This is a genomic window from Micromonospora sp. NPDC049060 (assembly GCF_040649055.1).
Classification (GTDB): domain Bacteria; phylum Actinomycetota; class Actinomycetes; order Mycobacteriales; family Micromonosporaceae; genus Micromonospora; species Micromonospora reichwaldensis.
The window spans coordinates 1-13,238 of record NZ_JBEZEV010000129.1 but is presented as its reverse complement, the minus strand read 5'-3'; the positions used below and the strand labels follow the sequence as shown (position 1 = coordinate 13,238).

11 protein-coding genes are annotated in these 13,238 nt (G+C 72.3%); 8 read left to right on the top strand and 3 right to left on the bottom strand.

Annotation, left to right across the window (positions count from 1 at the left end; genetic code table 11):
* Nucleotides 1–48: 48 nt before the first annotated feature.
* A complete protein-coding gene (locus AB0B83_RS28705) occupies nucleotides 49–978 on the bottom strand; it encodes a 2OG-Fe(II) oxygenase family protein (protein ID WP_357580784.1) in 930 nt (309 codons plus the stop codon).
* Between the two features lie 178 nt (nucleotides 979–1,156).
* Between AB0B83_RS28705 and AB0B83_RS28700 the strand changes: the two genes are divergently transcribed.
* The 7 genes from AB0B83_RS28700 to AB0B83_RS28670 all read left to right on the top strand — a co-directional run bounded on the left by AB0B83_RS28700 (nucleotide 1,157) and on the right by AB0B83_RS28670 (nucleotide 10,315).
* Nucleotides 1,157–2,023 (top strand): helix-turn-helix transcriptional regulator, encoded by an 867-nt coding sequence (locus AB0B83_RS28700; RefSeq protein WP_357580783.1) that lies wholly within the window; start codon nucleotides 1,157–1,159, stop codon nucleotides 2,021–2,023.
* Between the two features lie 246 nt (nucleotides 2,024–2,269).
* Nucleotides 2,270–5,284 carry an amino acid adenylation domain-containing protein gene (locus AB0B83_RS28695; protein WP_357580782.1) on the top strand — a complete coding sequence of 1,005 codons (3,015 nt, stop codon included), beginning with the start codon at nucleotides 2,270–2,272 and terminating at the stop codon, nucleotides 5,282–5,284.
* Nucleotides 5,284–6,042 carry a hypothetical protein gene (locus AB0B83_RS28690; RefSeq protein WP_357580781.1) on the top strand — a complete coding sequence of 253 codons (759 nt, stop codon included), beginning with the start codon at nucleotides 5,284–5,286 and terminating at the stop codon, nucleotides 6,040–6,042. The genes AB0B83_RS28695 and AB0B83_RS28690 overlap by 1 nt, the downstream gene beginning before the upstream one ends.
* Nucleotides 6,043–6,059: 17 nt before the next feature.
* Nucleotides 6,060–6,803: an N-acetyltransferase gene (locus tag AB0B83_RS28685; RefSeq protein ID WP_357580780.1), complete on the top strand. Its 744-nt coding sequence runs from the start codon at nucleotides 6,060–6,062 to the stop codon at nucleotides 6,801–6,803.
* Nucleotides 6,800–7,849, top strand: a complete 1,050-nt coding sequence (locus AB0B83_RS28680; RefSeq protein ID WP_357580779.1) for a methyltransferase — start codon at nucleotides 6,800–6,802, stop codon at nucleotides 7,847–7,849. Before AB0B83_RS28685 ends, AB0B83_RS28680 begins: the two co-directional genes overlap by 4 nt.
* Before the next feature lie 102 nt (nucleotides 7,850–7,951).
* Nucleotides 7,952–9,679: an acyl-CoA dehydrogenase family protein gene (locus AB0B83_RS28675; RefSeq protein ID WP_357580778.1), complete on the top strand. Its 1,728-nt coding sequence runs from the start codon at nucleotides 7,952–7,954 to the stop codon at nucleotides 9,677–9,679.
* 3 nt (nucleotides 9,680–9,682) lie between these two features.
* On the top strand, nucleotides 9,683–10,315 hold the full coding sequence (locus AB0B83_RS28670) for a hypothetical protein (RefSeq protein WP_357580777.1): 633 nt from the start codon (nucleotides 9,683–9,685) through the stop codon (nucleotides 10,313–10,315).
* Between the two features lie 28 nt (nucleotides 10,316–10,343).
* Here the strand turns inward: AB0B83_RS28670 and AB0B83_RS28665 are convergent, their stop codons facing one another.
* Both AB0B83_RS28665 and AB0B83_RS28660 read right to left on the bottom strand, forming a co-directional pair.
* Nucleotides 10,344–10,832 (bottom strand): pyridoxamine 5'-phosphate oxidase family protein, encoded by a 489-nt coding sequence (locus AB0B83_RS28665; RefSeq protein WP_357580776.1) that lies wholly within the window; start codon nucleotides 10,830–10,832, stop codon nucleotides 10,344–10,346.
* Between the two features lie 29 nt (nucleotides 10,833–10,861).
* Nucleotides 10,862–11,725: a 3-hydroxybutyryl-CoA dehydrogenase gene (locus tag AB0B83_RS28660; RefSeq protein WP_357580775.1), complete on the bottom strand. Its 864-nt coding sequence runs from the start codon at nucleotides 11,723–11,725 to the stop codon at nucleotides 10,862–10,864.
* Between the two features lie 240 nt (nucleotides 11,726–11,965).
* On the opposite strand from AB0B83_RS28660, the gene AB0B83_RS28655 reads away from it, so the two are divergent.
* Nucleotides 11,966–13,198 (top strand): cytochrome P450, encoded by a 1,233-nt coding sequence (locus AB0B83_RS28655; RefSeq protein ID WP_357580774.1) that lies wholly within the window; start codon nucleotides 11,966–11,968, stop codon nucleotides 13,196–13,198.
* Nucleotides 13,199–13,238 lie beyond the last annotated feature (40 nt).

Sequence of the window (13,238 nt, the reverse complement as noted above, 5' to 3'; positions counted from 1 at the left end):
TTCTCCTCGATGAGACGGGCAAGCTCGCGCTCGGCGCCGCGGGGTCGGCTACGCGGAAGCCTGGTACGTCGACTGCATCTTGTGCGAGAACCACTCGCCGACGGTCACCCGGTCGAGCCCGGCCTCGGCGCTCTCCTGGGCCAGCGGGCGCATGGGCTCGATGGTGGTGTCGTGGTTGGGCAGGTAGAAGAAGGGGATGGAGACGCGCGACGGCGCGTCCGTCCCCTCCGGGTTGACCACCCGGTGCACGGTCGACGCCCACCGGCCGCCGGTCCAGAACGCCATCAGGTCGCCGATGTTCACCACGAAGCTGCCGGGGATGGCGGGCACGTCCAGCCAGTCGTCGTCGCCGCGGCGCACCTGGAGCCCGCCCAGCTCGTCCTCCACGTAGAGCACCGTCAGGCTGCCCCAGTCGGTGTGCATCTCCCGCCGCAGCACGCCGTCGTCGGGCGTCGGGTAGTAGTAGTTGGCGATGATCAGGGACACGTGCTCGTCGAACTTGCTGTCGAAGAAGTCCTCCGGCAGCCCGAGGGCGAGCGCGAACAGCCGCATGATGTCCGCCGACAGCTCGGTCATGGCGGCGATGTACTCGTACCAGACCGCCTTGAAGTCGTCGTCCGGCCAGATGTTCGCCGCCTTCCAGGTGGCCGGGTGCGTGCCCAGCCGGGCGCGCTCCTCGTCGCTCAGGTCGCCCGTCACGTGCGCGGCGAACGCCTCGTACGGGCCGCCCGGGCGGCGCAGGCCCGACACCCCGGAGCCGCGGTTCGCGCTCCGGTCCTTCTCCTCCTCCGGTCGGGTGAAGAAGGTCTTCGTGGTGGTGTACATCCGGTTCACCAGCTCCCGGGGCACGCCGTGCCCCACGACGGTGAAGAACCCCGAACCCTCGCACGCCTTGCCGATGGCTGCCGCGATGGCCGCGCGCCCCTCGGCGGTGGTGCGGCCCGACAGGTCGATCGCCGGTACGAAATCCTGGACCACAACGGGTTCCACAACTGCCCGCCTCTCTCGCGACGTCATTACATTGATCGAAGCAATCCCCGGTCACCCGCCGGCAAGTCGCTGCGGTGTCGCTTCCCCCACGTGCGGGTAATTGCTCGGCGTACCTGGTGGTAAGGCAATGTTGAGACCGGCAGACATTCACGTGCACGATTGCGTCGTGGCATACGAGGACGAGCAGTTGTCGCAGATGGTCGGGGCGCTCGCCGCAGCGGGCCGCCCGCTGTCCGGGGACACCGTGGGTCGGCTCGTCGCCGATCCGCCCGGTGTCGTGGCGGATCCTGCCATGCGCCTGCTCGTCGCCGCCGCGGCGGGGGACCCGCTGCTGCTGGCCGCGCTGCGCGAGGGGATCCGCGTCGAGGGCGTCACCGACGGGCCCGGCCGGGCGCGGACGCCGAAGCGGGTCCAGGAGCTGGTCCGTGCCACGTTGCGCGGCGCGCCGACCGGAGCGTGGCAGCTGCTGCGGGTGGCCGCCGTGCTCGGTCGGTCCTGCCAGCTCGCGGAGCTGACGGCGATGACCCGGCGGAACACCGCCCAGCTGCTGCCGGACCTGGACGCGCTGCTCGACGCCGGTCTGCTCGACTGGGTGGGCGACGACCTCGCCTTCCGGCACGAACTGGTGTGGTGGGCGGTGCTCGACGCCCTGCCGCCCGCCGTGCGGCAGGCGCTCCGCGCCGACCGCGACCGCCTGCGCCGGCGCCGGGCCGTGACCGGTGCGTCCCGCGCCGCCGACCCGTCGGCGGAGCCCGTGGCCCCCGCCGACCTGCGGCGCAGGATCGGGCTGCGCTCCACGCCCGCCGCCCGCGAGCACCGCCCGGACGCCGGCGGCGCGTGGGAGTCGTTCAGCGGCGTCGAGCGGGCCATCGCACGGCTCGTCGCCGAGGGCATGACCAACCGGCAGATCGCGACCCGGGTACGGCTGTCGCCGCACACGGTCAACTACCACCTGCGCGGCCTGTTCCGCCGGTTGGGCATCTCCTCGCGGGCGGAACTCGTCCGCCACGTGCCGGTCTCCTCCGCGGCGTAGCGGGCGGTCCGGACCTTCCGGGCACCACTGCCACATAGCGATTTCCGGCGTCCTTCACGTTGAATTCGACGATGGTTGGACCGCGCCCAAATGACTACCCTGATGAGTAGTGTCAATTCTGGTTCCATGCTCATTCTGGTAGTCGGGGGAACCGCCCTCAGGCAGTAGTGTCGCCCGTATCGAATTTCGTTGGGTCAGCGGCAGGTAAATCCACGGGTACGACCGTGCTCACACCCGAGGGAAAACATGAACATCCGTACGCAACCGCGTGTCCACGAACTCATCGCCGTCCGCGCGGCGTCGCAGCCCGACCGGACCGCGGTCGTGCAGGGCGACGCGCACGTCAGCTACGCGGACCTGGAGCGCCGGGCGAACGGCCTGGCCCGCCACCTCGTCGACGAGGGCGTCGGCGCGGACTCCGTGGTCATGGTCCACCTGGAACGCTCCATCGACGCCATCGTCGGTCTGCTCGCCATCTGGAAGGCGGGCGCGGCCTACCTGCCCGTGGATCCGGGGCTGCCGGACAGCCGGGTCGAGGCGTTCGTGAAGGAGACCGACTGCACCACCGTCATCACCCACGGGCGCGACCTGGCGCGCTTCGCCGACCTGCCGGTCAGGGCGCTCACCGCGAGCGTCACGGACGGCGCCGCGACCGCCCCGGCCGTGGCGGAGGGCGGCGGGGACGCCGCCTACATCATCTACACGTCGGGATCCACGGGTACGCCGAAGGGCGTCGTGGTCAACCACGACTCGCTGAGCCACCTGTGCGGGGAGCTGGTGGGCCGCTACGGCGTCGCCCCCGACGACCGGGTGCTGCAGTTCGGCGCGCTCTCCTTCGACACCTCCATCGAGCAGATCACGGTCGCGCTGCTGGGCGGGGCGACGCTGGTGCTGCCCGAGCTGAGCTGGGCGCCCAGCGAGCTGCCGGAGCGGCTGCGCCACCACGGGGTCACCGTGATGGACCTGACCCCCGCGTACTGGCGCCGCTTCCTCGCCGAGGCCGGCGCGCGGGCCGGTGACCTGCCGGTCCGGCTGGTGATCGTGGGCGGCGAGGCGGTCAACGCGGAGGACTGCCGCGCGGCGCTGGACCTGATGCCCGGGGTACGGCTGGTAAACGCCTACGGGCTCACCGAGACCACGATCACCTCCTGCCTGATGGACCTGACCGCCGACGTGCTGCCCGCCCGCGGCGCGGCTCCCGTCGGCCGGCCGCTGCCCGGCACCGTCGTGTACGTCCTCGACGAGCACGGCCGGCCGGTCGGCCCCGGCGAGCGCGGTGAGATCCACATCGGCGGTCGAGGCGTGGCGCGCGGCTACCTGACCGAGGACGACGCCGGCCGCTTCCGCGCGGACCCGTTCGCGTCCGAGCCCGGCGCGCGGATGTACCGGACCGGTGACCTGGGCGCCTGGACCGCCGAGGGCAACCTCGAGGTGATCGGGCGCATCGACCGGCAGGTCAAGATCCGTGGTTTCCGGGTGGAGCCCGGCGAGATCGAGGCGGCGCTGGCGGCGCACGACGGCGTCGACACGGTCGCCGTCACCACGTACGAGCACGACGGCCAGCGGCGCCTGGTCGCGTACCACACCGGCCCACGGCCCCTGGACGTCGCGGAGCTGCGCGAGTTCGTCGGCCGCCACCTGCCCGACTACATGGTGCCGACGGCGTTCGTCGCCCTCGACGAGCTGCCGCTGAAGACCAACGGCAAGGTCGACCTGGCCGCGCTGCCCGCGCCGAGCACCGCGACGGTCGCCGCCGAGGCGGCGGACGACACGCCCGTGGACCTGGTGGAGCGCGGCGTGACCCGGCTGTGGGGGCAGGTGCTCGGCGTGCCCCGGGTGCTGCCGGACGACAACTTCTTCGCGCAGGGCGGCAACTCGATCCTCGCCGCCGAGCTGCTCGCGAAGATCCGCGGCTCCTTCGGCGTGCTCATCACCCAGGTACGTCCGCTGATCCGGCTGCTGCTGGAGGACGCGACGCCGCGCGGCCTGGCGCGGGCGGTGCGCGAGGCCCGGGAGGGCACGCTCGCCGGCGACGACACTCGCAAGCGTGTCGACTTCGCCGCCGAGACGGAGCTGGACGTGCAGGTCCGGCGCGACGTGTCCGACGAGCCGCGCTGGCAGGACCCCCGCCACGTGTTCCTCACCGGCGCCACCGGCTTCCTGGGCATCTACCTGCTGCGGGAACTGCTGACGAGCACGGACGCCGTGGTGCACTGCCTCGTGCGCGCCGACGGGCCGGAGCAGGGCCTGGCCCGCATCCAGGCCAACGCGCGGCACTACTTCGGCGAGGACCTCGCCGGTCACCAGGCGGCGGGCCGGATCGTCGCCGTCCCCGGGGATCTCGCGGCACCCGGGCTCGGCCTGTCCGAGGCGGCCTTCGACGAGCTGGCGCGCACGGTCGACGTCATCCACCACCCCGGCGGGGCCGTCAACTTCATCTACCCGTACTCGCACATGCGGCCGGCGAACGTCGAAGGCACCCGCGAGATCATCCGGATGGCCGCGCGGCACCGCAACGTCCCCGTCCACTACACGTCGACGATGGCCGTCGTCGCGGGCTTCGGCACCGCCGGCGTCCGGCACGTCGACGAGGACACCCCGCTGGCGTACGCCGACCACCTCTCCGTCGGCTACGTGGAGAGCAAGTGGGTGGCCGAGGCGCTGCTGCACCGGGCGGCGGAGCAGGGGCTGCCGGTGGCGATCTACCGGGCCGCCGACATCTCCGGCGACCGGGTCAACGGCGCGTGGAACATCGCCACGGAGATGTGCGCGATGAAGAAGTTCGTGGTGGACACCGGCACCGCCCCCGTCGCGGAGCTGCCGCTGGACTACACGCCCGTCGACGTGTTCGCCGCCGCGGTCGCGCACATCGCCCGGGCGTCCCGGCCCGCCGGCGAGGTCTACCACCTCACCAATCCCGGGAAGGTCAACATCTCGGTGCTGGTCGAGCGCCTGCGGGCGCACGGGCACGACATCCGCGAGGTGACCTGGGCCGAGTGGCTCGACGAGATGGTGCGGGTCGCGGTCGAACAGCCCGACCATCCGATGACCCCGTTCGCGCCGCTGTTCATCGACCGCTGCGCGACGGGCCAGATGAGCGTCGCGGAGATGTACCTGGAGACGACGTTCCCCGTCTTCTCCCGCACCAACGTGGAGCACGCGTTACGCGGCAGCGGCATCGAGATCCCGACGGTGGACGCGGAGATGCTCGACCGCTACATCGGCTACCTGACCCGCACCGGGTTCCTGCGGGCCGCGTGATGGGCTGGGAGACGCTCGACCTCACCCACGCCCCCACCGAGGGCCCGGTCGCGTTCGGCGACGACCTGTCCGCGACGACGCTCCTCGGCGCCTACCGGCACGGGCTGTTCCCGTTCCCGGCCGACACCGAGGAGCGGAAGATCGTCAGCGAGTTCACCTACGAGGCGGACGTCGCCGCCGGCCGGATCGCGGTGCTCGCCGGGAGCGCGGACCCGTACGCCGTCGCCTGGTGCTCGCCAGATCCGCGCCCGGTGATCCGCGTCGACCAGGCCCGCATCCAGCGCAGCCTGCGGCGGCAGTTGCGCAACAAGGTCGAGTGGACGACGACGCTCGACGTCTGCTTCGACCGGGTGGTCCAGCACTGCCGCGTGGGCCGCGAGCCCCGGTGGCTGACCGACCGGCTCGTGTCGGCGCTGCGCGAGCTGCACGCGGCGGGGCACGCCCACAGCGTCGAGGTGTGGGAGGGCGACGAGCTGATCGGCGGCACGTTCGGCGTACGGGTCGGTGGCGTGTTCAGCGCCGACTCCCAGTTCGCGCTGCGCAGCGGCGCCGCGAAGGTCGCGGTCGCGTGCCTGGTGCGGCGCGTCGCGGAGAGCGGCGGCGTGGCGGTCGACGTCCAGCACGACGGCGACCACGCGAAGCTCATCGGCGCGGTCGCGGTGCCCCGTACCGAATACCTGGCGCTGCTGCGCAGGCACGCCGACGACCAATGCGCCATGCCCGCGGACCCGCTGCCCGCGCGCAGCCTGGCCGCCTGACCGAGGGAGGTGACCCCGTGCGCGTGTTGACGCTCGCCGAGCGACCGGACCTGCGGGACGCGATGCTACACATGGAGGCCTCGTGGCCCGAGTACATCCCGCCCGAGCCGATGGTGATCGGCTGGGCCTTCGACCGGTACCCGGAGCACCAGCTCGTCGTCGTCGAATCCGACGACACGGTGGTGGCCCGCGCGGCCGGCGTGCCGTTCGCCTGGGACGGTGACCCGGCGAGCCTGCCCGACACCGGCTGGGACGCGGTGCTGGGGATGAGCATGCTCGACACCTCCGCCGGCCGCGAGCTCACCGCGCTGTGCGCACTGGAGATCGCCGTGGTGCCGGGCATGCAGGCCCGGAACATGTCGGGGCGTGTCCTGGACGCGGTCAAGGACAACGCCCGCCGGCACGGCTACCGCGACGTCGTCGGGCCGGTCCGGCCCAGCGGCAAGCACGCCGAGCCGCACGAGCCGATGCCGGGGTACGCGGCTCGGACCCGCGACGACGGGCTGCCGGCCGACCCGTGGCTGCGCGTGCACGTCCGGGCGGGCGGGCAGGTGCTCCAGGTCTGCCCGGCCTCCATGACGATCTCCGGCAGCCTCGCGCAGTGGCGCGACTGGACCGGGTTGCCCTTCGACACCAGCGGACCGGTCGTCGTGCCGGGTGCCCTGACCCCGGTCGCGGTGAACGTCGACCACGACCACGCCGTCTACGTCGAGCCCAACGTGTGGGTTCGACACCCCCTCGCGGAAAGGCATGCCTCATGACCAGCACCGTTCCGGCCACCCTGGCCTCCAGGATCCGCAACCGCGCCGCCCTGATCGAGATCATCGGCGGCTACATGGCCTCGCAGTCGCTCGCGCTCGCCGCCGAGCTGAAGCTCGCCGACCACATCCACGACGGCCGGGTCACGAGCGCGCAGCTCGCCGAGGCGACGGGCACCCACGCGCCGTCGCTGCACCGGCTGCTGCGGACCCTCGTGGCCATCGGCGTGCTGGTCGAGCCGACGCCGGGCGAGTTCCGCCTGACCGAGGTGGGCGAGCAGCTGCGCACCGACTCGCCGAACTCGCTGTGGGCGTTCACCCGGTTCTTCACCAACCCCACGCTGTTCGCGTCCTGGCAGCAGGTGCGGCACACCATCGAGACCGGCGAGTGCGCCTTCGACCACGTGCACGGCAAGAACGCGTACGTGCACCTCGCCGAGAACCCCGAGCTGTCCGCGCTGTTCAACGTGGCGATGGGACAGGAGTCGAGGGCGTCCGCCCAGCTCGTCGCCGACGGGTACGACTACTCCGGCGTGCGTACCGTCGTCGATGTCGGCGGCGGCGACGGGACGCTGCTCGCCGCGATCCTCGGCACCCACGCCCACCTGCGGGGGGTGTGCTTCGACAGCGCCGCGGGCGTGGCCGAGGCCGCCGGCGTGCTCGCCACCGCCGGTGTCGCCGACCGGTGCGAGATCGTGGCCGGCGACTTCTTCTCGTCGGTCCCCGAGGGCGGCGACCTGTACATCATCAAGAGCGTCTTCCAGGACTGGGACGACGAGAACGCCCGGAAGCTGCTGGCCACGGTGCGTGCCCACATCCCCGCCGACGCCACGCTGCTGATCGTCGGATCCGTGCTGCCGGACACCGCGAACACCGACAACCCGGTGATGTTCTACACGGACATCAACATGCTGGTGACCGCCGGCGGCCGGGAGCGGACCGAGAGCGAGTTCCGGTCCCTGCTCGCCGAGACCGGCTTCACCGTCGAGTCCTGCGGCCACGGCGCCGCGGGCCCGCTCTCGCTGATCAAGGCCGTGCCGGCGAGCTGACCCACGTCGAGGACCGGGCCACGGGCGCACCCGCTCACGCGAGTCGAACGTGGCCCGGCCCGTGTCCCGATCCAGACCCACCCGCGCAACGGGGAGGCAACGATGACCAGACCGAGTTTCGGCAGCGAACTCCTGCGCGGCAGGCTGCGGGTCGACCTGCTCGACCCGCTGCCCGACGCCGGGCCCGACGCCGACGCCGAGGCGTTCCTCGCGCGGCTGCGCGCGTTCTGCACCGACAAGGTGGACGGCCGGCTCATCGAGCGCGAGGACCGGATCCCCGACGAGGTGGTCGACGGCCTGCGCGACCTCGGCGCGTTCGCCATCAAGCTCCCCAGGGAGTACGGCGGGCTCGGCCTGTCGGGGGTCTGCTACCACCGGGCGCTGATGATCGTCAGCACGGCGCACTCCTCGCTCGGTGAGCTGCTCGGCGCGCACCAGGCGATCGGCCTCATCCAGCCGCTGCGGCTGTTCGGCACCGACGCGCAGAAGCGCGAGCTGCTGCCGAGGTGCGTACGCGAGATCTCCGCCTTCGCCCTCACCGAGCCCGACATCGGCAACGACCCCTTCCGGATGCGGACCACCGCCACCCCCACCGGCGACGGCGGTTACCGCCTCGACGGGGTGAAACTGTGGACGACCAACGGCACCATCGCCCATCTGATCGTGGTGATGGCCCTGGTCCCGTCCTCGGAGAGCGGCCCGGGAGGCATGTCCGCGTTCGTGGTGGAGGCCGACGCGCCGGGGGTCACGGTGGAGCACCGCAGCTCCTTCCTGGGGCTGCGCGGCCTGGAGAACGGGGTCGTCCGGCTGCACCGGGTCGTGGTGCCCGCGAGCCGCCGGATCGGGCCGGAGGGGCAGGGGCTCCAGGTGGCGCTCGCCGCGCAGGACACCGGCCGGCTGTCGATGCCCGCCGTCTGCGCCGCCGCCGCCAAGTGGAGCCTGCGGATCGCCCGCGAGTGGTCCGGCGTACGCGTGCAGTGGGACCGGCCGATCGGCGAGCACGAGGCGGTGGCGGGCAAGATCGCCTACATCGCGGCGACCGCCTTCGCGCTGGAGGCCATGGTCGAGGTGTCCGGCCGGCACGCCGACGCCGGCGTGCTGGACACGCACACCGAGGCCGAGCTCGCGAAGCTGTTCGCGTCGGAGCAGGCGTGGCGGATCGTCGACGAGCTGATGCAGATCCGGGGCGGTCGCGGGTACGAGACCGCCGAGTCGGCCGCCGCGCGTGGCGAGCGCGGCGTCCCCGTCGAGCAGCTGTTCCGGGACCTGCGCATCGGTCGGATCTTCGACGGCTCCAGCGAGGCGCTGCGCGTCTTCGTCGGGACCGACGCCCTCGCCGACGAGGCGCCTCCGGCCGACGGGCCGGGTACGCCGTCCGTGCCACCGCCCGACTACGGCGTGCTGGCCGGGCACCTGTCGTCCGCCGCCGCGACGTGCGCCGAGCTGGCCCGGCACCTCGACCGGGGCCGGGAGCGGTGGGGCGAGGCGGTCGCCGAGCGGCAGCTGTTCCTCGGCCGCGTCGTGGACGTCGCCGCCGAGCTGTACGCGATGACCGCCGCCTGCGTGTACGCCAGGGCGCTCGGCGGCACCGCTGTCGAGTTGGCCGAGGCGTTCTGCCGCCAGTCCCGGCAGCGGGTGGCCGAACTCTGCCGGGGGCTGTGGGCCAACACCGACGGCGACGACGTCGCGGTCGCCCGGCGGGTGCTGGGCGGCAGCTTCACCTGGTTGGAAGAGGGCGTGCTCGACGCGTCCATCGAGGGGCCGTGGATCGCCGAGCCCGTACCGGGACCGGCGAGCGGCCCGAACCTGCACCGCACGATTCGGAGGTGACTAGTGGACGAGCACGTGGCAGAGCTGGTGGCACAGGGCCGGCGGTCGCTGGAGCTGGCGCCCAACCGGTTCCTGGAGCTGCTGGAGCGCGGTGAGGTGTCGGCCGACCGGCTGCGCGCCCTGGCCGGCGAGCTGTACCACCTGGTGTCCAGCGACCGGAGCAGCTTCGCGTTCCTGGCGGCCCGCTTCCCCGAGCCGCTGTTCCTGGCCATGGCCGGCGCCGAGGAGGAGGCGCTGGGCCTGCTGCCGGCCTTCGCCGCCGCCGTGGGCCTGGGGGAGAAGGAGCTGCGGGCGCACGAGCCGCGACCGCTGGCCCAGGCGTACCCCTCCTTCATCGTCCGGACCGCCGTGTTCGGGCCGCGGTCGGCGATCCCGCTGGCCCTGCTGGTCAACGTCGAGGAGTCGGGCGGCTTCTACGCCCGGATGGCCGACGCCCTCCAAACGCGCTACGGGTTCTCCGACGAGGCGGTCGCGCACTTCCGCTACTTCGCCGAGACGCCGGACGAGGTGCTGGAGCAGGCGGCCGGGGTGGTGTCGACCGGCCTCGCGGCGGGCGACGACCCGGTGGAGGCCCTGCGCGCAGCGCGGATGGTGCACGCCTACGAGGCGGTGTTCTGGGCGACGATGGCCGAGTGACCCCGGGACCGGGGTGGACCCGCCCCGCTCAGGGCAGGTCCACCTCGATCCGGCGGTCGATCCGGTCCTCGATCCAGGTGCTGGTGTCGACGAGCCACACGCGGTCCACCGAGATCTGGTAGATGCGGTGCTCCGCCGGCGGCAGCAGCGCCGACACGGGCAGGGTGTACTCCGCCCTGCTCGCCTCGTCCGGCAGCAGGGCGTCGTAGAACGTCGCGTGGTGTGCGCGTACCTCGTCGGCGGTCAGCTCCCGGCAGGTGCCGGTGAACTGGGCGCCGTCGACCTCGGTGAGCCCGCCGTCGCCGGTGACGAAGAGGGCCCCGCTCACCGTCGGGCGGGCCGCCACGTGCCTGCTGTGCCGGGACTGGGTCGCGGAGCCGAACAGGAAGCGCAGCGGGTCGGGCAGCCACGCGTACTGGAGCACCGCTGTCCACGGCCGGCGGTCGGGGGAGACGGTGGACAGGGACAGGTACTTCGCGTCGGCGATGACGCGGTGCAGACGGTCGACGAGGTCCATGGTTCAGCCCACCTCCGCGGCGTACGCGCTCATCGCCCGTACTCGTAGAATCCCCGGCCGCACTTCTTGCCGAGCATGCCGCCGGCCACCATGCGGGCGAGCAGCGGCGGCGGCGAGTAGTGCGGCTCCCGGAACTCCCGGTACAGCGACTCGCTGATCGCGGCCACGATGTCGAGCCCGATCAGGTCGACGAGGCGCAGCGGGCCCATCGGGTGCGCGCAGCCGAGCGTCATCGCCTTGTCGATGTCGGCCACCGACGCCATCCCGGACTCCACCATCCGCACGGCGGAGAGCAGGTACGGGATCAGCAGCGCGTTCACCACGAAGCCCGCACGGTCCTTGGCGCGGACGACCTGCTTGCCGAGCACCTCGGTGACGAACGCGTCGACGGTCTCGACGGTCCGCGGGTCCGTACGCACCGAGCCGACGACCTCCACGAGGGGGAGCACCGGCGCGGGGTTGAAGAAGTGGATGCCCACCACCTGCTCGGGCCGGGCGGTGACGCCGCCGAGCTTCACGATGGGCAGTGAGGACGTGTTCGAGCCGAGGATCGCGTCCTCGTCCTCGACGACCTTGTCGAGGGTGGCGAACACGTCGAGCTTGATCGACTCCTGCTCCGAGGCGGCCTCGACCACCAGCTGCCGGTCGGCGAAGTCCGTCAGGTCGGCGGTGAAGGACACCCGACCCAGCGTCACGTCCCGATCCGCCTCGCTGAGCTTGCCCCGGCCCACCGCGCGGTCCAGCGACGCGGTCAGCCGCGCCCGGCCCGGTACGAGGGAGGCCGGCCGCGACACCGCGACGAGCACGTCCAAGCCGGCCCTCGCGCACGTCTCGGCGATCCCGGCGCCCATGACCCCGCACCCGACGACGCCGACCCGGCGAATCCTGTCCATGTTTCTGCCTCCGCACACGCGTTAACAAATGGGGTTGCCGCGGAATTCGGTGAGTAGGGCGGGATCGCCGCTCCCTGACACGTGTCGTGGTAGGACGATAGGTTGGTCAGCCGGCACGACGCAATGATCTGCGCCTTTGTCCAGGCGAATTCGTGACGGCTGCGAGAAAGCGGTTACCCGGCAGTTCCCGATCGACAGTTACCTTTCTCTGCGTTCCCTCACCATCGTAGGAGGCGCACTATGGTCGACTTCAGCGCTGCCCCCACCACCCAGATCGACAGTCGCGGCGGCAAGTGCCTGTACGCGCAGATCGACGAGTTCCGCGCGGCCGGCCCCGCGGTGGCCGTCGAGCTGCCGGAAGGCATGTTGGCCTGGTCGATCACCCGCGGCGACGTGGTCCGGCGCCTGCTGACCCACCCCGGGGTCTCCCGCAACGTCAAGAAGAACGTGCCCAGCTACACCCCCGGCGAGATCAAGTGGCTGTCGCCGTGGGTGGACGTCGAGTCCATGTCCACGGCGGAAGGTCGCGAGCACCAGCGCCTGCGGCAGCTCGTGGCGCCGGCGCTGACCCCGAAGCGGATCGACGCCATGCGCCCGCACGTGGAGCTCGTCGCCCGGCGGCTGCTCGACGACCTGGCGACGCACCCGGCGGACGAGCCGGTCGACCTGCACACCATCTACTCCCAGCAGTTGCCGACCAGGGTGATCTGCGACCTGTTCGGGGTGCCGGACGACCTGCGGCCCGAGGTGCTGCGCATCCTGCGCGTGGTGCTGAACACCGACAACGTGCCGGAGGAGGAGTCGGCCGCGGTCTACGTCGACATGAACGTCGCCATGCGTACGCTGATCGACCTCAAGCGCCGCGAACCGTCCGACGACCTGACGAGCTTCCTGATGGCGGCCCGGGTGGAGGGCGAGGAGCCGCTCAGCGAGCAGGAGCTGGTCGACATGCTGCTGCTGCTCATCGGCGGCGGCAGCCAGACGACCGTGACGCTGATCGACCACACGGTCCGCGAGCTGCTCGCCAACCCGGACCAGCTGGCGACCCTGCTGGCCGACCCGGCCCGCTGGCCGGACGCGATCGAGGAGGCGCTGCGGGCGCACTGCCCGGTGGCGGCACTGCCGATGCGCTGGGCCAAGGAGGACATCGACCTCGGCGAGGGGGTCGTCATCCGGGCGGGCGACGCCATCCTCATCAGCTACCTGGCGCACGGCCGCGACCCGGCCGTCCACGAGAACCCGGACGTGTTCGACATCGACCGGGAGAACAAGGAGCACCTCGCGTTCGGGGCGGGTCCGCACTTCTGCCCCGGCGCCCGCCTGGCGCGCCTGGAGGCGGCCGTGGCGGTGCCGGCGCTGTTCGCCCGCTTCCCGCAGCTCGCGCTGGCCGTGGCGCCGGATGAGATCCAGCCGCTGCGCTCGTTCATGGCGAACGACGTGGCGTCGCTGCCGGTGCTGCTGAACCACCGGTAGGCGGACACGACGCCGCCCGGCCCGCGTCGCGGGCCGGGCG

What these genes read in the sequence shown, in the direction of transcription:
- AB0B83_RS28660 (WP_357580775.1), bottom strand. Translation starts at nt 11,725, where the DNA reads ATGGACAGGATTCGCCGGGTCGGCGTCGTCGGGTGCGGGGTCATGGGC.
- AB0B83_RS28665 (WP_357580776.1), bottom strand. Translation starts at nt 10,832, where the DNA reads ATGGACCTCGTCGACCGTCTGCACCGCGTCATCGCCGACGCGAAGTAC.
- AB0B83_RS28695 (WP_357580782.1), top strand. Translation starts at nt 2,270, where the DNA reads ATGAACATCCGTACGCAACCGCGTGTCCACGAACTCATCGCCGTCCGC.
- AB0B83_RS28675 (WP_357580778.1), top strand. Translation starts at nt 7,952, where the DNA reads ATGACCAGACCGAGTTTCGGCAGCGAACTCCTGCGCGGCAGGCTGCGG.
- AB0B83_RS28655 (WP_357580774.1), top strand. Translation starts at nt 11,966, where the DNA reads ATGGTCGACTTCAGCGCTGCCCCCACCACCCAGATCGACAGTCGCGGC.
- AB0B83_RS28690 (WP_357580781.1), top strand. Translation starts at nt 5,284, where the DNA reads ATGGGCTGGGAGACGCTCGACCTCACCCACGCCCCCACCGAGGGCCCG.
- AB0B83_RS28680 (WP_357580779.1), top strand. Translation starts at nt 6,800, where the DNA reads ATGACCAGCACCGTTCCGGCCACCCTGGCCTCCAGGATCCGCAACCGC.